The organism is Azospirillum sp. ST 5-10 (assembly GCF_051225715.1).
In the GTDB taxonomy this organism is placed as follows: Bacteria; Pseudomonadota; Alphaproteobacteria; order Azospirillales; family Azospirillaceae; genus Azospirillum.
Window position 1 is genome coordinate 23,781 of the sequence record NZ_JBPJSP010000042.1, and the last position, 20,201, is coordinate 43,981.

Sequence of the window (20,201 nt, forward strand, 5' to 3'; positions counted from 1 at the left end):
AATCAAATCCGGCCGTCAATGTAACATTTGTTGAACAGCTCAACCGCCTTCTCGGGTCTTCTGACCAGGAATTCGGAGTTCGGTGATCTGACGTCCCTTGGCAGATCCTTGCGCCTGGACATCATGCATGCCCCGCCCAACGCCGGCCGCCAGCGCCGCGCCCACCCGCCGCAGCGGCGTCTCCCAGTCGCCCGGCGCCGGCTGGCGGAACAGCCTGAGGCTCGGGTACCACGGGCTGTCCGCGCGGTCGCGGAACCAGCGCCAGTCGGCCGCGTGGGGCAGCAACGCCCAGGTCGGCGTGCCCAGCGCGCCGGCGAGGTGGACGGTGACGTTGTCGACCGAGACCACGAGGTCGAGCCCGGCGATCACCGCCGCCAGCCCGTCCAGGTCGTGCCAGGGGTCGACCCCCGGCGCCGCGACGGTTGCGATCCCGGCCCGGGCGAGGGCGGCGAGGGGCTCGTCCCAGTCGCCGTACTGCAGGCTGACCAGCCGCACCCCCGTCCCGGCCAGGGCGCCGGCGAGGCGCTCCAGCGGCACGTTGCGGTCGCGGGCGAACTTGGCGTTGGTGGTGTGCCAGGCGATGCCGACGTGCCGCCGGCGCGGATCGCGGCCGGCGCGCAGCGCGGCGACGCGTCCGGGATCGGCGGTCAGGGAGGGGCGCAGCCGGGCGAAGGCGGCGGCGTCCGGCAGCAGCCGGCGCGGCAGGTCGCCCGCCGGGACCTGCGCGGCGATGTCGGGCGCGCGCAGGCGGGCGTCCGGCTCCTCGCCGCGCGCCACCACCTCCACGGTCGGGAAGGACCGGGCGAACAGGGGAACCAGCCGCGCGTCGCATTCCAGGGCGCAGCGCCAGCCGCCCGCCGTCAGCAGCGGGACGAGGGCGGCGAACAGCACCTCGTCGCCCACCCCCTGCTCGCCCCACACCAGCAGGCGTCGGCCGCCCAGCGGTTCGCCGTGCCAGAGCGGCTGGGGGAAGCGGCGGCGCCGGCCGGCCAGCCGGGCGTCGGCCCGCCAGCGGGCGTCCCACGCCTCCCAGCCCTCCGCCAGCCGACCCTGGGCGAGCAGCGCCATCGCCCGGGTGAGCGCCGCCTCGGCGTGGTCCGGGGCGCGGGCCAGGGCGGCCGCCGCGGCCGCTTCGGCGCCGGCGGGGTCGCCGCTGCGCAGCAGCGTGTCGGCGAGGTTGCTGAGCGCCTCCGGGGCCAGGGGAGCGGCGGCGGCGGCCCGCCGCTGCAGCGCCGCCGCCGCCGCCAGCCGGCCCTGTCCCTTGCGGACGTTGCCGAGATTGTTCAGGGCGTCGACGAGGGCGGGATCGAGGGCGAGGGCGTGGCGGAACGCCGCCGCCGCCGCCTCCAGCGCCGCCCGGTCCTTGAGCACGCAGCCCGTCAGGTTCCACGCCGCCGCCGACGGGGCGAGGCGACGGGCCGCGGCGAGGGCGCGCTCGGCGCCCGCCCCGTCGCCCGCGGCGTGGCGGGTGCGCCCGAGCTCCAGCGCGGTCACGGGGTCGTCGGGCACGAGGCAGAGGGCGGCGCCGAACGCGGCGGCCGCCTCCGCCTTCCGGCCGGCGGCGTCCAGCGCCGCCGCCAGGTTGATCCGCACCTCCGGCGCCAGGGGCGCCAGCGCCGCCGCGCGGCGCAGGGCCGCCGCGGCGCGGCCGAGGTCGCCGTCGCCGCGCCGCCGCAGGGCGAAGTTGTTCAGCTCGGCGACCGCGGCGGGATCGAGGGCGGCGGCGGCGGCGGCGTGCTCCAGCGCCTCGTCCGGGCGCCCGAGGGATTCCAGGTGGCGGGCCAGGGCGCCGCGGCGGCCCGCGGATTCCGGCTGCAGCGCCGCCGCCCGGGCGAGCGGCGCGGCGGCGGCCTCGGCGTGCCCGAGGGCACGCAGCACGCCGGCCAGGTTGGCGTGGAAGTCCGGGATGCCGGGGTTGCCGGCGATCGCCCGCTCCATCCGCGCGCGCGCCACCTCCAGGCGGCCCGTCTGGGCCGCCAGCAGGCCGCGCAGGTGGAGGGCGTCGGGAAAGCCCGGCGCCGCCTCGAGGACGCTGGCGTAGAGCGCGTCGGCCTCGGCGAAGCGGCCGGCCTGGTGGAGGTCGAAGGCGTGGAGGAGCGCCTCGCCGACTGTGGTCATGTCCCGTCCCGGTTCCCGTCGTGCCGGAGACGCTACGGCGTCGGGCGGAGCGGCGCAACCGGGCGGCGGCGCGGCGCGCCATTCGGTGGGCGGCGGGCCGGGGCATGCGGCCGGCCCTCCCCCGCCGGGCGGAAGAGGTTCCGGCGGGGGAGGGCCGAGCGGTCGGGCCCGGTCAGGCCCGGGTCGGTTGCGGCTCGCCCGGCATGGGATCGGTCGCCGGAGGGGGAACCTCGGGCGGCACGCCGGGGTTGGGGGGCACGCGCGGCTCCGGAGTCGAGGGCGGCGGGGTGCCCGGTTCCGGAGTGGTGGGCCCCGGCGGGGGCGGAACCTCGCCGGGGCGGGGAGCCATCGGATCGCTCAACGGGAACCGCTCAGTTCGCTTCGTCTTCGATGGCCTCGCCGCCGGACTGCATGTCCTCGCCGAAGCCTTCCATGGTGTTGCAGGCGGTGGCCAGCGCGGTGACCGACAGAAGGGCGCCGATCAGCACGGCCGGACGGATCATTTCCCAAACGCTGCGAGACATGGCCGCGAACTCCTCAGATCAAGGGGAACGAGTGCCAGAACAACGCAACCGCCGTCGGCCCTGTTCCCGCTGCCACGGGCGTCGACGCCGGGGTACCCATTGGGGCGCAAGGGGCATGTGCCGGAAGGGGAAGAGGGATGCGCGGCGGCGTCGGCGAGCGCCCTTGACGCGGCGCGCCGGACCGCGAAGATGGGCAACTTTTCAGCGAGCCCGACGCGATGTCCGCCGATAGCCAGGCCGTCCCCCTCGACCAGCCCGTCCGATCGCCGACCGTGTGGACGCACGCGGCGGAGACGGCGCGCCTCGCCGCTCCGGTGATCGTCTCGCGCACCGGGCTGGTCGTGATGATGGCGGTCGACACCGCCATCGTCGGGCGCTACGGCGCGGCGGACCTCGCGCATTTCGGGCTCGCCCTGCTGCCGGCGAACCTCATGATCCAGGGCGGGGTCGGCCTCCTCCTCGGGACCATCGCCATGACGGCGCACGCCGTCGGCGGCTGGCGTCCTCGCGACTGCGGCGCGGTGTGGCGCAACTCCGTCCCCTACGCCCTGCTGCTGGGGCTGGCCATGGCGGCGGTGTCGTTCCTGGTGGAGCCGGTCTACCGCGCGGCGGGGCAGGACCCGGAGGTCGCCGCCGGCGGCGCGGCGGTGACGGCCATCCTCGGCCTCGGGACGCCGGGCATGCTGCTCTACGCGACGACCGGGTTCTTCCTCGAAGGGCTGAGGCGGCCGGTGCCGGTGATGCTGACGATGCTCGCCGCCAACCTGCTGAACGCCGGCCTCGCCTACGCGCTGGTCTGGGGGGCCTTCGGCCTGCCGGCGCTGGGGGCCGAGGGTGCGGCCGCGTCGACCGCCGCCGTGCGCTGGGTCATGGGATTGGGACTCGTCGCCTACGTCTGGTGGATGCCCGACCGCGACCGCTGGGGCGTGCGCGGCGGCTTTGCCGGCTGGTGGCGCGGCGGGCGGCGCCAGCGCACCCTGGGCTACGCCGCCGGCCTCAGCATGGCGGTGGAGAGCCTGGCCTTCACCTCGCTCGGGTTCTTCGCCGGCGTGATCTCGCCGCTGGCGCTCGGCGCCTTCACCATCGCCCTCAACCTCGTCGCCCTGCCGTTCATGGCGGCGGTCGGATTCGCCGCGGCGACGGCGGTGCGCGTCGGCGTCGCCTACGGCCAGGGCGACCGCCGCGGCATGATCCTGGCGGGATGGGTCGGCCTGTGCGTCAGCAGCCTGTTCCTCTCCGCGGTCGGCGTTCTCTACCACGTGGCGCCGGACCTGCCGGCGTCGGTCTACACCCGCGACCCCGAGGTGCTCGCCCGCGTGGTGCCGCTGGTCGCCTTCGCCGCCTGGGTGGTGGTGGTCGACGGCGGCCAGACGGTGATGGGCAACGCCCTGCGCGGCCGCAACGACGCCTGGATGCCGACCGTCCTTCACTTCCTGTCGTACGCGGTGGTGATGATCCCGGTCTCCGCCTTCCTCGCCTTCGGTCTCGGCCGCGGCGAGCGCGGACTTTTCGAGGGCATTCTCATCGCGAGTGTGGTATCGGTGAGCGTCCTTTCCTGCCGCTTCGCGCTGTTGAGCCGACGCTGAGGCGCTTCCCGGCGGACAGCGTTGTGTGCATATGCGAAAGCTGGTAAAAATCCCTATATTATTGGGCAGATGGCCCGGTCCGGGGGCAGTCCCCGGTGCCGCGGCCTTTGTGTCCCCGTAAGACGAGTTTGGCTTCTTGAGCACGACACCGCCCCCTCCCGCCTCCGACATCGCGCCGGTCACCATCGAAGACGAGATGCGGCGCTCGTATCTCGATTACGCCATGAGCGTGATCGTCAGCCGGGCGTTGCCGGACGTGCGCGACGGGCTGAAGCCCGTGCACCGCCGCATCCTCTACGCCATGAAGGAAGGCGGCTACGACTCGACCAAGCCCTACAAGAAGTCGGCGCGCATCGTCGGCGACGTGATGGGTAAGTATCACCCGCACGGCGACAGCGCGATCTACGACGCCATGGTCCGCATGGCGCAGGACTTCTCGATGCGGCTGCCGCTGATCGACGGGCAGGGCAATTTCGGCTCGATGGACGGCGACCCGCCGGCGGCCATGCGCTACACCGAGGCGCGGCTGGCCAAGGCGGCGGAGGCGCTGCTCGACGACATCGACAAGGACACCGTCGATTTCGGGCCGAACTACGACGATTCGAGCCGCGAGCCGCTGGTCGTCCCGGCGCGCTTCCCCAACCTGCTGGTCAACGGCGCCGGCGGCATCGCCGTCGGCATGGCGACGAACATCCCGACCCACAATCTGGGCGAGGTGATCGAGGCCTGCTGCGCCTACATCGACAACACCGACGTCACCGACGACGAGCTGATCGAGCTGGTGCCGGGACCCGACTTCCCGACCGGCGCGCTGATCCTCGGCCGCTCCGGCATCCGCTCGGCCTATCACACCGGGCGCGGCTCGGTGATCATGCGGGCACGGACCGAGATCGAGGAGGTCCGCAAGGACCGTCTGGCGATCATCGTCTCCGAGGTGCCCTACCAGGTCAACAAGGCCAAGCTGATGGAGCGCATCGGCGAGGTCGTGAACGACAAGGTGGTCGAGGGCATCGCCGACCTGCGCGACGAATCGGATCGCGACGGTGTGCGGGTGGTGATCGAGCTGAAGCGCGACGCCGTGCCCGACGTCGTGCTGAACCAGCTCTACCGTCACACCCAGCTGCAGACCTCGTTCGGCGTCAACATGCTGGCGCTGAACGGCGGCCGGCCGGAGACGATGACGCTGAAGTCGATCATCGCCGCCTTCGTCGAGTTCCGCGAGCGGGTGATCACCCGGCGCACCGAGTTCCTGCTGGGCAAGGCGCGCGAGCGCGCCCACACCTTGGTCGGCCTGGCGGTGGCGGTCGCCAACCTGGACGAGATGATCGCCCTGATCCGCCGCTCCCCCGACCCGGCCCAGGCGCGCGAGGAGATGGTGGCGCGCGAATGGCCGGCGCTCGACGTGGCGCCGCTGATCGCGCTGATCGACGAGCCCGGCCGCGGCGTCAGCGCGGCCGGCACCTACCGGCTGTCGGAGGAGCAGGCGCGCGCCATCCTCGACCTGCGCCTGCACCGCCTGACCGGCCTGGAGCGCGACAAGATCGGCGGCGAGCTGAAGGAGGTCACCGACCAGATCGCCGACTACCTGGAGACCCTGTCGAACCGGCCGAAGCTGCTGGGCATCCTGCGCGACGAACTGGTGGAGATGAAGGAGCGGTTCGGCACGCCGCGCCGCACCGAGATCCTCGACGTCGAGTTCGAGGCCGACATCGAGGACCTGATCCAGCGCGAGGACATGGTCGTCACCGTCAGCCAGTCCGGTTACGTCAAGCGCACGCCGCTCTCCACCTACCGGGCGCAGCGCCGCGGCGGCAAGGGCCGCGCCGGCATGAGCATGAAGGCGGAGGACGCCGTCTCCGACCTGTTCGTCGCCTCGACCCACACGCCGCTGCTGGTGTTCTCGTCGCGCGGCATGGTCTACCGGCTCAAGGTCTACCGCCTGCCGCTGGGCAACCCGCAGAGCCGCGGCAAGGCCTTCGTCAACCTGCTGCCGCTGGAGGAGGGGGAGACCATCTCCACCGTGCTGGCGCTGCCCGAGGACGAATCGACCTGGGGCGACCTGCACGTGATGTTCGCCACCTCCAAGGGCAACGTGCGGCGCAACCGCCTGTCGGACTTCGCCAACATCCGCTCCAACGGCCTCATCGCCATGAAGCTGGAGGAGGAGGGCGAGCGGCTGATCGCCGTGCGCACCTGCTCGGAGGCCGACGACGACGTGCTGCTGGCGACGCGGCTCGGCAAGTGCATCCGCTTCCCGGTGCCGGACGTGCGCGTGTTCTCCGGCCGCACCTCGACGGGCGTGCGCGGCATCCGGCTGGGCGACGGCGACGAGGTCATTTCCATGTCGATGCTGCGCCACGTCGGGGCGTCGCCCGAGGAGCGCGCCGCCTACCTGCGGATGCGCCGCGAGAAGGGGCTCGACATCGTCGGCGACTCCGCGCCGGAGGGCGAGGGCGAGGCGTCGGCCAGCGTGACCCTGGCGCCCGAGCGCTACGAGGAGCTGGAGCGGCTGGAGCAGTTCGTGCTGACCGTCTCCGACCGCGGCTTCGGCAAGCGCACCTCGTCCTACGAGTACCGCACCGCCGGACGCGGCGGCCAGGGCATCTGGAACATGGAGATGGGCGAGCGCAACGGCGCCATCGTCGCCTCCTTCCCGGTGACCGAGGCGCACCAGATCATGATGGTCACCAACGGCGGCCAGGTGATCCGCATGCCCATCCACGACGTCCGCCTGGCCGGTCGCAAGACCCTGGGCGTCACCCTGTTCCGGGTGGACCCGGAAGAGCGCGTCGTCTCCATCGCCCTGATCGACGACGACGAGGGCGACGGCAACGGCGGGACCGGGAACGGCGGCGGCAACGACAACGGTTCCGGCGAAGCCACCGGGACCGCCGAGGACAACGCTCCGGAAGCCCCCAAGGACTGAGACGAGGCGGAAGGAACCATCCATGGGCACGCGCCGCATCGGGGTCTACCCCGGCACCTTCGACCCGATCACCAACGGTCACCTGGACATCATCCAGCGTGCCTCGCGCCTGGTCGACCATCTCATCGTCGGCGTCGCCCGCAACGCCGGCAAGGGGCCGCTCTACTCCACCGACGAGCGGGTGGCGATGGTGCGCGACGACGTGGCCGGGCTGAACGGCGGCGCCAGCATCGAGGTGCGCGCCTTCGACACGCTGCTCATGCATTTCGCCGTGGAGATGAACGCCTGCGTCATCATCCGCGGCCTGCGGGCGGTCTCCGACTTCGAGTACGAGTTCCAGATGGCGGGCATGAACGCCCGCCTGAACCCGAAGATCGAGACCATGTTCCTCATGGCCTCGGAAAAGCACCAGTTCATCTCCTCGCGCTTCGTCAAGGAGATCGGCCGGCTCGGCGGCGACATCAACCACTTCGTCAGCCCGCGCGTCGCCGTCCACCTGCGCGAGCGCTTCGCCATCGAGGCCGGCAACGGCGACGCCAGCAAGCGCATGCAGACGCTGAAGGAGTAGGGCCGGCGCACCGCCCGCGAACCGGCGCGGCGGAGGTTGACCGGACGGCCGCGCCGACCTATGGTGCGGCCCGCCCAAGCTTTTGGGAGCGCGTAGCTCAGCCGGTAGAGCAACTGACTTTTAATCAGTAGGTCCTGGGTTCGAATCCCAGCGCGCTCACCAACAAAATCAACGGTTTGGCAGTGAAAAGGGTCCGCTTCGGCGGGCCCTTTCGCGTTCAGGGGCACAATTTGGGGCACAGAGCCAAGATCGAATGCGAGTGGCCGAACACCCGACAGCGGGAGAACCTCTGTGTAAGCGTCAGTGATGTTCGGATTTTTTCGGCGGCGCGGCCGCCATCAACTCCGCCGGGCCGCTGGCGATCGCTAAGGCTCTGAAGAGAAAAGTAGGGGTCGGGTAAGTAGGGGGAGATTTCCCCCAAGACGTGGAGAGGAGATTCTGAACATACCCCCCCGATGCGTAGTTGTGGTGACGCAGGGGAGTCGGCTTATGATGGCGGCACGCAGATATACATGTCGTCACATGAGGTCGTATCATGGGTATTAGGGTATTGCGCTGGCCGGCAGTGTACGAGCGGGTCGGATACTGCCGGATGCATATAGCTCGCCTGGAGCACGCCGGCAAGTTCCCCCGCCGGATCCGCCTCGGCGAGCGTGCCGTCGGATGGATCGAGGAGGAGGTCGACGCGTGGATCGAGCAGCGTGCTCGGGCTCGTGACGTGGAGGCTGCATGATGGTCGACGTGGACCGCGAGCCTCAGACGCGCGCCGGATTCTGGCGCTGCGGCGCGACCGGCGCCGACTGCGCTGGCGCTGCCGCGCCAGTACTGGTGATCATGCCGGGGGAGGACGGCCACGCCGTGATCGTGATGTACGCCTCAGCTGATGTCGTGCCGGACCACGACGGCATCGAGGTCGAGGCGCCACGCGGCGTCACCGCCGAGTACATGCTGGCGGCCATCGACGATCTGCGGCGGCGATCGTGGGTGGATTTCGCGGCTGGCGTCGCCGCGGTCCTCGCCGTCGCGACGGTCCAGGGGGGATTCGATCTCCCGCGGATTCGCGACCGCGGACCGACGGCACGCTGGTGATTCCCGCGGGGTGCGCCCGCATGCCGTCCTGGGCGATCCGTTCCAGGCTGGCCATCCCGGCCTTCAGCAGCGCCGCGAGGCTGTCGACCAGCAGCATCTCCAGCACCGCGCCGTGGCCAACGTGCGGGCGCTGCCCACCCCGTCCAGGGTGGCGTACAGCCACAGCGCCACCAGGAGGCGAGGGGCCGCCGGCGGAGCCGCGTCGACGCATCGTCAGCCGCGTCGACTTGTCGACGCGGCTGAAGGGGGCTGCTCAGGATCTGCGCGAGATCGCCGCAGATCATCAGTTCGATCGCGACGGTGTTCGCGAAATTGCCGGACGTTTCGACCGCATGGCCGAAGAGGCTGGAAAGGCCTAACGTCATGAATTCCGACGGCGGCTATACTCGCCTATACAGACGGATGTGGGATCATCCTGCGTTCCGAAACTACGCGGAGGCCGGCGTCTTCGCCTGGATGGTCAGCGCAGCGCAGTGGCGCGACGGGCGCGTCGGCACGAAGTTCGGTCCGGTCGACCTCAGGGTCGGCGAGCTGATCATCGCCGAGCGCGTGCTGGCGGAGGATTTCGGCCTGCACCGGAACACGCTCCGGGCGCTCATCCAACGCCTCGTCGACGATGGTACCATAGCCCTTTTTCGGGACCGTTGCCCGCATCGCGCCGGGACCGTAGTGCGCATAGAGAATTACGCTGAATATCAAGGGGTTGTGGACGGCTACAAACCGCAGCAGGACCGAAGCGGGACCGAAAGCAGGACCGAAGAGGGACCGAAGGAGGACCGAAGCGGGACCAAGAACAAAGAAGGGAATCAAGGAAAAGAAGGGAATATAGATTCCCCCCTAAGCCCCCCCGAGGGGGGGCGCTCGCCTGACGGCGAGCCCTTGGCCGAACCGGATTTGGGGCTGGAAGACATCGGTCAGCCGGCAACCGGTCGTCGGAGGGCGACCAGCCGCGGAACCCGTGTGCCCGACGGCGACCTGCCGGATGAGTGGGCGGCGGCTGCGAACCATTCTCGGGAGCGCCACGAACTGCCGCTCCTCTCGCGGCGGGTCCTGGGGCTGCGCTGGGAATCATTTCAGAACTTCTGGCGCGGCCGGCCCGGATCGAAGGGGCTCAAGATCGATTGGCGTGCCACCTGGCTGAACGACGCCATCGACCCGAGGACAGAGCAGAAGTTCCCGCCCGATGCTGGAGCCCGCCTCCAGGCCAAGCAACCTATGTTCGATACCACGGGGTGACCATGAGCGACGTCGTCGCCAAGCTGGCTGAACTCGGCATCCGTCCCATGCGCGGCCAGTCCTTCCGCACCGAGGCGGACGCCTACACGGTCTGCCCGCAGTGCTCGCCGAATCGGAAGCCGGCGAACCGGAACAAACCCGTCCTGTCGGTCAAGCTGGACGCCGACGGCGGGGCGGTGTGGTTCTGCAATCATTGCGACTGGTCAGGGAACGTCCCAGCGCCGCGGCAAGGGCGCGACGGTCGCCCGATGTACGGCAGCCGGCCGAAGCCGACGCCGCGGCCGGCACGGGCAGCTCCTCCGCCCGACCAGCGCCAGCGCCCGGCGGCGATGATAGAATGGTTCGCCTCGCGCGGCATCCCGCCGGAGATCGTCGACGAGATGGGGATCTACCACACGGCGGTCCGGTTTCCGCAGGACGCGCACCTGGCCGGCGATCCGCCCGATTGGTCGCGGGTGCCGCTCGTCCCGTCCATCGCCTTCCCCTACACGGTCGACGGCGTGGTGGTGAACCACAAGTACCGGGACGTGGACAAGCGGTTCGCCCAGGACCCGAAGACGCTCCGGAGCCTCTACAACGTCGACCAAACCGCCGAAGACGTCTGGATCTGGGTTGAGGGCGAGATGGACGTCCTGGCCGCGCTCGCCGCCGGCTATCGGAGCGTTGTGAGCCTGCCCGACGGCGCCCCGAAGCAGGTGAAGGAGGACGGGGAGGCGGCCAAGTCCGACAAGCGGTTCGCGCCGCTGGAAACCCATCAGGAGCAGATCGCGCGCGTCAGGAAGCACATCATCGCGACAGACGGTGACGGGCCTGGGCATGCTCTGGCCGAAGAGCTGGCGCGGCGGTTGGGAAAGGAACGCTGCTGGCGAGTGGGGTGGCCGGAGGGGACCAAGGACGCCAACGAAGTGCTGGTGCGGTTCGGGGCGGACGCGCTGCGCAAGGCCCTGGATGGTGCGCGGCCATATCCGCTGGAGGGGCTGTACGACCTCGAGCCCGGCGCCCTGCTGCGGCTCCGGCGGTCGCCGAAAGCCAAAACCTACAGCACGGGCTTCCGGAACCTGGACGAGTTCATTCAGATCCCGACGGACGGGCGGCTGTTCGTCGTCACCGGCGTCCCGAACTCGGGGAAATCGGAGTGGGTCGACGCGGTCCTGGTAAACACCGGGCGCAAGCTGGGCTGGCACTCGATCATCTGTTCTCCGGAGAACAACCCGGTGGAGCTGCACGCGGCGAAGCTGGCCGAGAAGTGGGCGGGCTCCCCGTTCCTCGACTACGGGCCGCACATGCCCTGCATGTCCGACATGCTGGTTCAACAGGCGGAAGACTGGCTGGCGGAGCACACGACGTTCATCCGTGCGGACGTACCGGGCAAGCCGCTCAAGCTGGATTGGATCTTGGACCGCGCGAGCCAAGCCGTCCTGCGGCGGGGAAGCCGCTGGCTGGTCATCGATCCGTGGAACCGGCTTGAGCATGAGCGGCCAGGGAACCGATCGGAGACGGAGTACGTCGCCGAGAGCCTCAGCCGAATGGCAGCGTGGGGAGCGGCGCACGCCTGCAACGTAATTCTGGTTGCGCATCCGCAAAAATTACAGAGGGATCAAGGAACGAGGAAGTACGGCGTTCCGGGAGGCTATGAAATCGCCGGGTCTGCCCATTTCTTCAACATACCAGATTTCGGAATTACTGTGCATCGGCCGGACATGAATACCACGGATGTTGAAATCCATGTCTGGAAGGTCCGGTTCAAGCACCATGGGCGGAAGGGAATGGCCCGGCTGGCGTGGGATAAGAACACCGGACGCTATGACGAAACGCCCTGATCGCCCCGAGCGGCAGGCGCAGGAGGAATTGATCGGAGAGATGGTTGGAGTACGATGATGTGCCCAAACTGCCCAACCGATTGGAAAGAACCGAGCATGAGTGAGCCTTTCGATTGGAGATCGACCGACACCGTCGACGACATTGTGATCCGGACGGTTCAAGGCGTGGCGGTATACCTGAACCCCCGCAACGACATTGTAATCCGGCAGGAACGAGACTCAACGGAAGAAGAGGACACGGTCATCATCGTTCCCGCAGATTGCGCCGAGCGATTGGCGCGGAAGATCCTGGCTGTAGCTGAAGAAGCAAAGCAGGACGCCTGACCGGTTTCGGTCAACCCGAGCAGGGCACGATCACTTGGTCGCGCCCTGCCGTCCGCTCCAGGCGAACAGCCTCTTGCGCTGCTCGGGCCGCATCAGGTCCCAGGCGGCGCAGAGGACGGCGGCACGGTGGTCGGGCGCGGCCGTTTCCCAGGTGCGCACGGTGCGCTCGGTGACGGCGTGCAGGGCGGCGGCCTGCGCTTGGGTCATCCGGTGGCGGTCGCGCCAGCGCCTGAACTCGTCGCCCGTCATGGCGCTCCAACCGGAAGTTCGCGCACCCGAGTCGCGCCGGTTTCCGGTTCGGGGGTCGGCGGACCCGTTGGAAACCCTACGCGGATTGCAACCCTATTGACAGTGGCATCTAGGCACTGGCACCCTCGCGCGCGGACTTCGCACCCAAGCCCTTTCGCGGCGACACCTCGGTGCGAGGCGCGAAACTTCCCCAACAGAAGACCTTCTGGACCGTGCGCGCCGCATTGACCGCGGCGGCGTAACGGTGCATCGTCCTGCCGTAAGGCCACAGTCCTATGTGACAGGAACCATGCCCGTTCTCGCCAACGCCCTGTGGGAAAGGTTCGCCCGAGCTTACGCCCGTGGCGCAACCGGCACGAACGCCGCGATCGAAGCGGGCTACGCCAAGGCCGGCGCGGCTGCCAGGGCGTGCGAGGCGCTCAAGCGGCCCGAGGTGCAGGCGCGCATCACCGAACTGCGAGAGGGCATCAACAGGGAGGTGCAGGTCCAGCTATCCGTTGACCGGCAATGGGTTCTGGCCGAGCTGGCGGCGAACGTGGGGTCGGCGAAGAGCGCCAAGGATCACAGCGCCGTCAACCGCGGGCTGGAGCTGATCGGCAAGGAACTCGGCATGTTCGTGGATCGGAAGATGGACGTCAGGTCACCGCTGGAGTCCCTGACGGTCGCCGAGCTCAAGGCGCTTGCGTCCTGGGCCGAGGCGCAGAAGCACGGCGACGGGCCGGTGATCGACGTCGAAACCGAGGACGGCGTGCCCAAATTGGGAACGGGATCGCAGGACGAGAAATCAGCGGAAACGTGAGCGTTATCAATGGGATAGCGCAACCATTTTCCGTAATGGCTCTTAGCTGACTTCGGGGGGTGTCCTAGGCGGGCGGACGGAATGCACGGGGCGGGCGGCCCGCAGACCCCCCGGGGTGCCCCCGACCCCGGGGCGGTGGAGCAGGGGCTAGGGCCCGCTCCCGGGCGGCGACGGTATGAGCCCCCTTGCGGGTGCAGTGCAACAGGAGCGACGCGGATGCGAAAACACCTCAGCTTGTTCGTCGACTTGGCGCTGGTCGCCTTCGTCCTCACGTGCCTTGCGCTGCCTCCCGATCCGGTGGCGATCGCCCTGCGCTGGCTGGTGACGCCGTGAGCGCCCCCTACGCCCGCGCCGGCGAGGTGGTGACCTGCACGAACGGCCACCCGATCTGCGAATTCGCCGAGGACGCGGCGCTCCTGGACGGGCAACGCCCCGGCCATCTGACGGGCTGGCGGCAGCCGGAACCGCTGTTCGGTGGCCCGATCCCGACGTGCGCCGTGTGCGGGGCAGAGTTCTACCGCGGACCGGGCGTCTTCCACTTCGCCGAGGGCTGGCGGATGGTTCGCGGGGGTGCGCGATGAATGCGGCTGCTGGCGTGGTGCTGGGCGTTGATCCTGGGCCGCGGGAGCGGTCGGCTGGTCAGTTCGTTGACGACCTTGCCCTTTACCAAGCCCAAGGTCAGCAGACGGCGGCGGCGCGTTCGTTGTATGAGCCTCTTGTGGATGCGTCCAAGCGGATGGAGCGGCGGCGGCACCGGCGGGTGGCGGCGGTCGATTTGGACTTGCAGGCCATGCGGTCCACGTCGGCGTGCTGGCGGGTGCATGTGCAGGAGCGGCGGGACGACGTGGCGGTGGGGCTGCTGGAGCGGCTGCGCCGGGACGTGCTGGGATGATCGGCCCCTCCCGTGACCCCGCGGCGCCGAAGGTGGTGCCGCTCGAGGTCGAGAACGCCGCCGACGTGGTGGCGATGGCGAAGCGGTTCGCGGCCGACCTGGAGGCGGGCGAGCACGGCAAGCCGGTGTCCGTCGCGGTGCTGCTGGAGAGCGCCGACGGCGTCCGGGTGTTCGGCTGGGGAGCGGCGGACACACTGCGGATGATGGGCTTGTTCCATGTGGCGCTGGCCGGCATGGGCGGCAGCAAGGTGGCGGAGTGACAGGAGGATGGGCATGGAGACGAACGAGCACAGGCCGGCAACGTTGTCGGCGGAAGATGTAATCGTGATCATGGGCGGTCACGTCACCGGCAAGTGCGCAGAATGCGGGTGCGACGAGTACGAGGATTTCGCGGTGCACGCTCCCGATTGTCCCTACGCCTTAGCGTTGGTTACCACACTGGGGGAGCGTGACCGATGACTACGCGCGAGAAGCTGGATCTGGCAGCCATCGCGGCCATTCCGGGGGTGCTGTTCACATTGTTCACCGCCGGCGCCGGCTGGCCGCTCGGGCTGCTGCTGTCGGCAGCGGTGTTCGTCGGCGCCTGGGTTGTCGTGACCATCTGACCACCCGCTCCCGCCCGCCGAGAGGCGTGCATTCCTTGAGATGGAGACCCCACCATGCCACACGATCCGAACACCGATCCCCGCAAGGCCGACACGCTGGGCGAGGCTGCCGAGAACCCCGACGGCACGTTCAACGGCGCCCGTGCGCTGGCGTGGCTGTCGGAGGCGCTGAACCCTGGCAAGGGTGCCAGCGAGGCCGAGGTGCAGGCGCTGTGGGACAAGGCGCGGGCGAGGCGCCGGCGCGGCGGGTCGGAGGCCTGACCATGCGCCAGTTCACCGTCGCCGAACGCGCCCGGATCGACGCTGCGCTTGCCGGTTATCCGTTCCGGCCCCTCGGCGTCGACGAGGCGTCCGGCCTCAGCGTCTGGCCGATCGCGGAGTACTTGGCGCGGGCGAAGCACACCCCGCGCGTCGCCGAACGGATCGCCCGGCTGAACGCCACCGGCAAGGTGGAGGGCGAGCGGCCACGCGGGTGGTTCCCGCACCAGCGCGACGGCGGCAAGCGCGACGCGGCCCGCCGTCGGAGGACCTGACCATGCCCCGCGGCGACAACTTCCGGCGCAAGCCCCCGGCGCTTCCGCCCGACCTGGTCGAGTTGGCGACGCCGGAGAACGCCGCCGCCCTGGCGGACGCCGCCAACCGGGAGGTGTCGTTCCGGCGGATGGAGGAGTACCGGCCTTACTTGAAACAGGCAGCCTTCCACGCGGCCGGGGCGACGAAGCGCGAACGCCTGTTGATGGCGGGGAACCAGCTCGGCAAGACGTACTCGGGCGCCTATGAGGCTGCCTGTCACCTGACCGGCCTGTATCCGGAGTGGTGGCAGGGCCGGCGGTTCCGGGACGCCGGCGCCGCGTGGGCAGGCTCGCCGACGTCATTCACCACGCGGGACGGCGTGCAACGCCTGCTGCTCGGCCGGCCGGGCGACCCGTCGGCGCTGGGCACTGGCATGATCCCCAAGAGGCTGATCGTCGGCGAACCGACGTCGTCGCGGTCGGCCCCCAACGCGGTCGACACGGTGGCGATCAGGCATGTCAGCGGCAAGAACTCCACGCTGACGTTCAAGTCCTACGAGATGGGACGTGAAAAGTGGCAGAGTGAGACATTGCAATTCGTCTGGTTCGACGAAGAGCCGCCCATGGACATCTACACGGAGGGCCTGACCCGCACCAACACCACGGGCGGGATTGCGTGGATGACGTTCACGCCGCTCAACGGCATGTCGGACGTGGTCGGGATGTTCTATCCCGAACCGGAAAGCCCGGCGCGGCACGTCACGAACATGACGATCGAGGACGTCGAGCACCTGACCGCCGACGAGAAGGCGGCGATCATCGCCAGCTATCCGTTGCACGAGCGCGACGCGCGCACGCGGGGGATACCGATCCTGGGGTCCGGCCGGGTGTTCGCCGAGGTGGCGGAAACCGACATCGCGGTGCCGGCGTTCGCCGTGCCCGGTCATTGGGCGCAGATTGGTGGGCTCGACTTCGGGTGGGGGCACCCGACGGCCGCGGTCGGCCTGGCGCACGATCGGGATGCGGACGTGGTCTACGTCCACAGGAGCTATCGGCGGCCGGAAGCGACGCCGATGGTCCATGCGGCGGCGCTGAAGCCGTGGGGCGCCTGGCTGCCCTGGGCGTGGCCGCACGACGGGCTGCAGCACGACAAGGGCAGCGGCGAACAGCTCGCGAAGCAGTACGCCGCGCAGGGGCTCAAGATGCTGCCGAACCGGGCGACGTTCGACGACGGGTCGAGCGGCGTCGAGGCCGGCATCCTGGACATCCTGACCCGCATGCAGACGGGCCGGTTCAAGGTGTTCGACCATCTGGCGGACTGGTTCGAAGAATTCAGGCTCTACCACCGGAAGGACGGGGTGATCGTCAAGAAGCGGGACGACCTGATGGCGGCGACGCGCTACGCCTGCATGATGCTGCGCTATGCCACCGTCTACAGGGGCTTTTCCCGCCCCTTGGTCCGGCGGCTTCCGGGTGTCCGCATGAACCCGCGGACTTAGGTCTTTCCATAATGCCAATAATGGGATAATTTACCCACGATCCGGAATGAATGGAAGGTGGCGCCGTGGTTGATCGCCCCGAACCGATGGACGATGACGACTTCCAGGCGATCGTCGCCGCGGCGATCACGGACGCCGTGTCCTACCAGGAAGAGGACATCGCGCCGGAGCGGGCCAAGGCGCTCGAGTACTTCCTGGGAAAGCCGTTCGGCGATGAGCAGGACGGGCGCAGCGATGCCGTGATGCGCGAAGTGCGCGACACGGTCGAGGCCATCCTTCCATCGCTGGCGAGGGTCTTCTACTCCACCTCCAAGCTGGTCGAGTTCGTGCCGCACGGGCCCGAAGACGAGGCGATGGCGGAACAGGCCACCGACTACGTCAACTGGATTTTCTTCGATCGCAATCCCGGCTGGCGGAACCTGATCACCTGGGCGAAGGACGGGCTCCTGTCCAAGGTCGGGGTGGTCAAGTATGCGTGGGAGCGCAAGCGGTGCGTCACCACGAACCGCTACAGCGGCCTGGGCGAGGAAGAGGCCCTGGTGCTGCTGTCGGAACCCGACGTCGAGGTGGTGTCGCAGGACGCGGCGCCGGACGGGACGCTGTCGCTGGAAATCCGGACGGTCCGATGGGACGAAGGGGTGACGATCCGGCCGGTGCCGCCGGAAGAATTCCTGATCGACGAGGACGCCCGGTCCGATACCGAGTTCAGCCTGATCGGCCAGCGCCGAGAGGTGACCATCTCCGACCTGGTCGCGATGGGCTACGATTGGGATGAGGTGTCGGAGCTCGGCAGCGACGACAGCTTGGACACGTCGGAAGAGAGGCTGGCGCGGCAGGATGACGTGACCGTCGGCAACGACGCGTCGGTCCTCGATCCGGCGCAGCGCCGGGTGATGTATTCCGAAATCTTCATGTTCGTCGACCGCGACGGCGACGGCATCGCCGAGCTGCGGCGCGTCTGCGTGGGCGGCAGCGCCAACAAGGTGCTGCACGACGAACCGGTGGATGACCACCCGTTCGCCTCTTGGACCCCGTTCCTGACCCCGCACAAGTTCTTCGGGGAGTCCGTGGCGGACGTCACCATGGACCTGCAGCGCATCAAGTCCATCGTGGTGCGCCAGACCCTCGACAACCTGGTTCTCGCCAACGATCCGGGCCTTGCGGTGGATGACAACCAGCTCGTCGACGTCAACGAGGTGCTGTCGACCGATCTCGGGCGCATCATCCGGACGAAGGGGCCGCCGGCCGGCGTGATCGCGCCCGTGGCGGTGCCCTTCGTGGCCGGGCAGTCGCTCCCGGTGCTGGGCTATCTCGACGAGGTGAAGGAGGGGCGCACCGGCGTGTCGAAGGCCACGCTCGGGCTGGATGCCGATGCGCTGCAGTCGACGACGCGGGCCGGCGTGGCGGCCACGATCTCCGGCAGCCAGGCCAAAATCGAGATGCTGGCCCGCAACTTCGCCGAGGACGGGTTGGTGAGGCTGTTCCGCGGCATTCTCCGGCTGATCGTCCAGCGGCAGGACCGGGCGAAGACCATCCGCTTGCGCGGGCAGTGGGTGCCGATGGACCCGCGGGGGTGGGCGGCCGACATGGACGTGACCGTCAACGTCGGGCTGGGGCGAGGCACCGAAGAGCAGAGGATGCAGGGCCTCGGGATGATCCTCCAGGCGCAGCGGGAAATCCTCGGCAGGTTCGGCCTCAACAACCCGCTCGTGACGCTCGGCCAACTCCGGGACACCCTGGCGGAGATCTGCGCCATCTACGGGTTCAAGGACGCGGATCGGTTCTTCCAGCGGGTGGACCCGAACATGCAGCCACCGCCGCCGCCGCCCGACGCGGCGACGGTCAAGGCGCAGGCCGACGCACAGGCGGAGATGGCGAAGCTCCAGCTCCAGGCGCAGAAGCAACAGGCCGAACTGAGGCTCAAGGAGCGGCAGCTCGAGGCGGAGATGCAGTTGCGGCGGGAACAGATGGTCGCGGAATTCCAGCTCAAGCGCGAAGAGATGATGATGCGCCTCGGCGGGGGCAGCAACCTTGGCGCGCCGGTGCAGATGGGAGGACAGGCGGGATGAGGGGCGGGCTTCTGAGCGCGGTCGAGAAGGCGGCCAAGGCCGGCCGGGGGACCGACAGCATGGTGGCGCACGTCACGCCCGGCGAGATGGTCATTCCCCGCCGGCACGTGACGCCGGGGCTGTTGAGGCTCCTGGAAAAGCAGGGCCTCGATGTCCGGCGCTACACGGTCGGCGACAAGGCCGGCCCGCGGAACCCGAAGACGGGCGCCGAGGAATTCGAGGACTCGGACAGCGATGGCACCGGCTCCGGGCCGGGCGGCTCCGGCGACGGCAGCGCCAACGGCGGCGGCGATCCCGGTGCCGCGTCCGACGCCGGGGGCGGGACGTCCGGCGTCGGCGGTGGTGGGGACGGCTACGGCGGATATGGCGGCTACGCCGACGGCATCGGCGGCAGCGTCACCACCGACACGCTGGGCGGCTACACCGGCGGATACGACACGCTGGGCGCGCCGGCGGGCACCGAAGGCGGCGGGCTGGTGGACATGGGGTTCGTGAACAACTACACGAGGGCGCCGGCGACGATCGATTTCCAGCCGTCGCTTGGCGGGCTGCTGTCGTTCGCCGGCTTCGCCCCGGGCACGGCGCTCAACACCACCACCGGCATGCGCGAAGGCGCCATCGGCTTCAGCCCGGAGAACGCGGCGCTCGGCGCGCTGAGCATGGCGGGCCTGGCGCCGGTCGCGGCCGCCATCGGGCTGGGCGCCAAGCTGAGCGGCTACACGCCGGGCTACAGCACGCTGGACCAGCTCGGGCGCTCGGTGACGGGCGCGACGACGGGCACGCAAGGGGCGACGACCACGGCCGGCGGCGCGCCGGCGTCATCGGGCACCGTGGGCGCCATGGACCCCGGCCGGCCCGACGTCGGGGGCGACGGCAACGACGGCGTGGGGGGTGTTGTGGCGGGGGCACCGTTCGCGCCGACAGCAGGAACGGCGCCGGGCGCCGCGGCACCGGTGGTCACGCCGCAGATGCCGGCGGGCGACCTGCGGCAGTACGGCTTCGGCGGCGAACACCAGTGGTTCGGCCCCAACTATGGGCTGCTGAGCTATGCCGCCAAGCCGACGGAGGCGCAACCGGAGACCCCGGCCAACCCAATCCTGGCGGCTCTCCAGCGGCAGAGGGGGCGGCGATGACGGCGGAAGAGGCGATCAGCACCGGGCGCCGCGCGAAGGAGATCCTCGAGGACGCGGTGTTCGTGCGGGCCCTGGCCGACATCGAGGCGGAGTGCCTGGCGGAGATCAGGGGCAGCAAGCACGACGAGAAGGACAGGCGTGAAGCGGCCTACGTCCGCCTGAAGGCGGTTGACGCCGTGCGCGATAAGCTTCGAGTCCTGTCGTCGAGGGGTGAGTTCGCAAAGGCGCGCGGAGATAGGAATACTTGACCGC

General features: G+C 69.7%; 22 protein-coding genes, 1 tRNA gene and 1 pseudogene. 20 read left to right on the top strand and 4 right to left on the bottom strand.

The window, feature by feature from the left end; genetic code table 11:
• Window positions 1-39: 39 nt before the first annotated feature.
• The gene (locus ACSBPG_RS29250; RefSeq protein WP_435540781.1) at window positions 40-2,118 is read right to left on the bottom strand and encodes a tetratricopeptide repeat protein; all 2,079 of its coding nucleotides are present in this window, start codon (window positions 2,116-2,118) and stop codon (window positions 40-42) included.
• 371 nt (window positions 2,119-2,489) lie between these two features.
• Window positions 2,490-2,642, bottom strand: a complete 153-nt coding sequence (locus ACSBPG_RS29255; protein ID WP_435540782.1) for an entericidin A/B family lipoprotein — start codon at window positions 2,640-2,642, stop codon at window positions 2,490-2,492.
• A 218-nt stretch (window positions 2,643-2,860) separates the two neighbouring features.
• On the opposite strand from ACSBPG_RS29255, the gene ACSBPG_RS29260 reads away from it, so the two are divergent.
• From ACSBPG_RS29260 to ACSBPG_RS29285, 6 genes are all read left to right on the top strand, one after another.
• On the top strand, window positions 2,861-4,228 hold the full coding sequence (locus ACSBPG_RS29260) for an MATE family efflux transporter (protein WP_435540783.1): 1,368 nt from the start codon (window positions 2,861-2,863) through the stop codon (window positions 4,226-4,228).
• A 136-nt stretch (window positions 4,229-4,364) separates the two neighbouring features.
• The gene (gene gyrA, locus ACSBPG_RS29265) at window positions 4,365-7,154 is read left to right on the top strand and encodes a DNA gyrase subunit A (protein ID WP_435540784.1); all 2,790 of its coding nucleotides are present in this window, start codon (window positions 4,365-4,367) and stop codon (window positions 7,152-7,154) included.
• A gap of 22 nt (window positions 7,155-7,176) precedes the next feature.
• The gene (coaD, locus tag ACSBPG_RS29270; RefSeq protein WP_435540785.1) at window positions 7,177-7,722 is read left to right on the top strand and encodes a pantetheine-phosphate adenylyltransferase; all 546 of its coding nucleotides are present in this window, start codon (window positions 7,177-7,179) and stop codon (window positions 7,720-7,722) included.
• An 86-nt stretch (window positions 7,723-7,808) separates the two neighbouring features.
• A tRNA-Lys gene (locus ACSBPG_RS29275) sits at window positions 7,809-7,884 on the top strand.
• A gap of 373 nt (window positions 7,885-8,257) precedes the next feature.
• Window positions 8,258-8,455, top strand: coding sequence for a helix-turn-helix transcriptional regulator (locus ACSBPG_RS29280; RefSeq protein WP_435540786.1), 198 nt, complete (start codon window positions 8,258-8,260; stop codon window positions 8,453-8,455).
• Entirely contained in the window at window positions 8,452-8,811 is a 360-nt protein-coding gene (locus tag ACSBPG_RS29285; RefSeq protein WP_435540787.1) for a hypothetical protein, read from the top strand. Before ACSBPG_RS29280 ends, ACSBPG_RS29285 begins: the two co-directional genes overlap by 4 nt.
• A gap of 16 nt (window positions 8,812-8,827) precedes the next feature.
• Here the strand turns inward: ACSBPG_RS29285 and ACSBPG_RS29290 are convergent.
• Window positions 8,828-9,006, bottom strand: a pseudogene (locus tag ACSBPG_RS29290) (IS5/IS1182 family transposase); the annotation flags it as partial.
• 168 nt (window positions 9,007-9,174) lie between these two features.
• Between ACSBPG_RS29290 and ACSBPG_RS29295 the strand changes: the two are divergent.
• From ACSBPG_RS29295 to ACSBPG_RS29305, 3 genes are all read left to right on the top strand, one after another.
• Window positions 9,175-10,047, top strand: coding sequence for a hypothetical protein (locus ACSBPG_RS29295; protein WP_435540788.1), 873 nt, complete (start codon window positions 9,175-9,177; stop codon window positions 10,045-10,047).
• 2 nt (window positions 10,048-10,049) lie between these two features.
• Window positions 10,050-11,867: a toprim domain-containing protein gene (locus ACSBPG_RS29300; RefSeq protein ID WP_435540789.1), complete on the top strand. Its 1,818-nt coding sequence runs from the start codon at window positions 10,050-10,052 to the stop codon at window positions 11,865-11,867.
• Between the two features lie 96 nt (window positions 11,868-11,963).
• Window positions 11,964-12,191: a hypothetical protein gene (locus tag ACSBPG_RS29305; RefSeq protein ID WP_435540790.1), complete on the top strand. Its 228-nt coding sequence runs from the start codon at window positions 11,964-11,966 to the stop codon at window positions 12,189-12,191.
• Between the two features lie 30 nt (window positions 12,192-12,221).
• Here ACSBPG_RS29305 and ACSBPG_RS29310 read toward each other — a convergent pair whose 3' ends face one another.
• Window positions 12,222-12,440, bottom strand: coding sequence for a helix-turn-helix domain-containing protein (locus ACSBPG_RS29310; protein ID WP_435540791.1), 219 nt, complete (start codon window positions 12,438-12,440; stop codon window positions 12,222-12,224).
• A 289-nt stretch (window positions 12,441-12,729) separates the two neighbouring features.
• Here ACSBPG_RS29310 and ACSBPG_RS29315 point away from each other — a divergent pair, with 289 nt between their 5' ends.
• The 11 genes from ACSBPG_RS29315 to ACSBPG_RS29365 all read left to right on the top strand — a co-directional run bounded on the left by ACSBPG_RS29315 (window position 12,730) and on the right by ACSBPG_RS29365 (window position 20,197).
• The gene (locus tag ACSBPG_RS29315; protein WP_435540792.1) at window positions 12,730-13,239 is read left to right on the top strand and encodes a terminase small subunit; all 510 of its coding nucleotides are present in this window, start codon (window positions 12,730-12,732) and stop codon (window positions 13,237-13,239) included.
• A 329-nt stretch (window positions 13,240-13,568) separates the two neighbouring features.
• The gene (locus ACSBPG_RS29320; protein ID WP_435540793.1) at window positions 13,569-13,820 is read left to right on the top strand and encodes a hypothetical protein; all 252 of its coding nucleotides are present in this window, start codon (window positions 13,569-13,571) and stop codon (window positions 13,818-13,820) included.
• 307 nt (window positions 13,821-14,127) lie between these two features.
• The gene (locus tag ACSBPG_RS29325; RefSeq protein ID WP_435540794.1) at window positions 14,128-14,391 is read left to right on the top strand and encodes a hypothetical protein; all 264 of its coding nucleotides are present in this window, start codon (window positions 14,128-14,130) and stop codon (window positions 14,389-14,391) included.
• 13 nt (window positions 14,392-14,404) lie between these two features.
• Window positions 14,405-14,590, top strand: coding sequence for a hypothetical protein (locus ACSBPG_RS29330; protein ID WP_435540795.1), 186 nt, complete (start codon window positions 14,405-14,407; stop codon window positions 14,588-14,590).
• The gene (locus tag ACSBPG_RS29335) at window positions 14,587-14,736 is read left to right on the top strand and encodes a hypothetical protein (protein ID WP_435540796.1); all 150 of its coding nucleotides are present in this window, start codon (window positions 14,587-14,589) and stop codon (window positions 14,734-14,736) included. The genes ACSBPG_RS29330 and ACSBPG_RS29335 overlap by 4 nt, the downstream gene beginning before the upstream one ends.
• Window positions 14,737-14,790: 54 nt before the next feature.
• Complete coding sequence (locus tag ACSBPG_RS29340) at window positions 14,791-14,997, top strand: hypothetical protein (protein WP_435540797.1); 207 nt, start codon at window positions 14,791-14,793, stop codon at window positions 14,995-14,997.
• A gap of 2 nt (window positions 14,998-14,999) precedes the next feature.
• Window positions 15,000-15,269 (top strand): hypothetical protein, encoded by a 270-nt coding sequence (locus ACSBPG_RS29345; protein WP_435540798.1) that lies wholly within the window; start codon window positions 15,000-15,002, stop codon window positions 15,267-15,269.
• 2 nt (window positions 15,270-15,271) lie between these two features.
• Window positions 15,272-16,747: a terminase large subunit domain-containing protein gene (locus ACSBPG_RS29350; protein ID WP_435540799.1), complete on the top strand. Its 1,476-nt coding sequence runs from the start codon at window positions 15,272-15,274 to the stop codon at window positions 16,745-16,747.
• A gap of 50 nt (window positions 16,748-16,797) precedes the next feature.
• A complete protein-coding gene (locus ACSBPG_RS29355) occupies window positions 16,798-18,816 on the top strand; it encodes a portal protein (protein ID WP_435540800.1) in 2,019 nt (672 codons plus the stop codon).
• Window positions 18,813-19,949: a hypothetical protein gene (locus ACSBPG_RS29360; protein ID WP_435540801.1), complete on the top strand. Its 1,137-nt coding sequence runs from the start codon at window positions 18,813-18,815 to the stop codon at window positions 19,947-19,949. The genes ACSBPG_RS29355 and ACSBPG_RS29360 overlap by 4 nt, the downstream gene beginning before the upstream one ends.
• The gene (locus ACSBPG_RS29365) at window positions 19,946-20,197 is read left to right on the top strand and encodes a hypothetical protein (RefSeq protein ID WP_435540802.1); all 252 of its coding nucleotides are present in this window, start codon (window positions 19,946-19,948) and stop codon (window positions 20,195-20,197) included. The genes ACSBPG_RS29360 and ACSBPG_RS29365 overlap by 4 nt, the downstream gene beginning before the upstream one ends.
• The last annotated feature ends 4 nt before the right edge of the window (window positions 20,198-20,201 follow it).

Bases quoted from the DNA above. Each gene is read 5' to 3' on its own strand.
- ACSBPG_RS29300 (WP_435540789.1), top strand. From the start codon at position 10,050: ATGAGCGACGTCGTCGCCAAGCTGGCTGAACTCGGCATCCGTCCCATG.
- ACSBPG_RS29355 (WP_435540800.1), top strand. From the start codon at position 16,798: ATGGAAGGTGGCGCCGTGGTTGATCGCCCCGAACCGATGGACGATGAC.
- ACSBPG_RS29345 (WP_435540798.1), top strand. From the start codon at position 15,000: ATGCGCCAGTTCACCGTCGCCGAACGCGCCCGGATCGACGCTGCGCTT.
- ACSBPG_RS29255 (WP_435540782.1), bottom strand. From the start codon at position 2,642: ATGTCTCGCAGCGTTTGGGAAATGATCCGTCCGGCCGTGCTGATCGGC.
- ACSBPG_RS29360 (WP_435540801.1), top strand. From the start codon at position 18,813: ATGAGGGGCGGGCTTCTGAGCGCGGTCGAGAAGGCGGCCAAGGCCGGC.
- ACSBPG_RS29365 (WP_435540802.1), top strand. From the start codon at position 19,946: ATGACGGCGGAAGAGGCGATCAGCACCGGGCGCCGCGCGAAGGAGATC.
- ACSBPG_RS29305 (WP_435540790.1), top strand. From the start codon at position 11,964: ATGAGTGAGCCTTTCGATTGGAGATCGACCGACACCGTCGACGACATT.
- ACSBPG_RS29285 (WP_435540787.1), top strand. From the start codon at position 8,452: ATGATGGTCGACGTGGACCGCGAGCCTCAGACGCGCGCCGGATTCTGG.
- ACSBPG_RS29295 (WP_435540788.1), top strand. From the start codon at position 9,175: ATGAATTCCGACGGCGGCTATACTCGCCTATACAGACGGATGTGGGAT.
- ACSBPG_RS29335 (WP_435540796.1), top strand. From the start codon at position 14,587: ATGACTACGCGCGAGAAGCTGGATCTGGCAGCCATCGCGGCCATTCCG.
- ACSBPG_RS29310 (WP_435540791.1), bottom strand. From the start codon at position 12,440: ATGACGGGCGACGAGTTCAGGCGCTGGCGCGACCGCCACCGGATGACC.
- ACSBPG_RS29350 (WP_435540799.1), top strand. From the start codon at position 15,272: ATGCCCCGCGGCGACAACTTCCGGCGCAAGCCCCCGGCGCTTCCGCCC.
- ACSBPG_RS29340 (WP_435540797.1), top strand. From the start codon at position 14,791: ATGCCACACGATCCGAACACCGATCCCCGCAAGGCCGACACGCTGGGC.
- coaD (WP_435540785.1), top strand. From the start codon at position 7,177: ATGGGCACGCGCCGCATCGGGGTCTACCCCGGCACCTTCGACCCGATC.
- ACSBPG_RS29250 (WP_435540781.1), bottom strand. From the start codon at position 2,118: ATGACCACAGTCGGCGAGGCGCTCCTCCACGCCTTCGACCTCCACCAG.
- ACSBPG_RS29325 (WP_435540794.1), top strand. From the start codon at position 14,128: ATGATCGGCCCCTCCCGTGACCCCGCGGCGCCGAAGGTGGTGCCGCTC.
- ACSBPG_RS29330 (WP_435540795.1), top strand. From the start codon at position 14,405: ATGGAGACGAACGAGCACAGGCCGGCAACGTTGTCGGCGGAAGATGTA.
- ACSBPG_RS29280 (WP_435540786.1), top strand. From the start codon at position 8,258: ATGGGTATTAGGGTATTGCGCTGGCCGGCAGTGTACGAGCGGGTCGGA.
- ACSBPG_RS29315 (WP_435540792.1), top strand. From the start codon at position 12,730: ATGCCCGTTCTCGCCAACGCCCTGTGGGAAAGGTTCGCCCGAGCTTAC.
- ACSBPG_RS29260 (WP_435540783.1), top strand. From the start codon at position 2,861: ATGTCCGCCGATAGCCAGGCCGTCCCCCTCGACCAGCCCGTCCGATCG.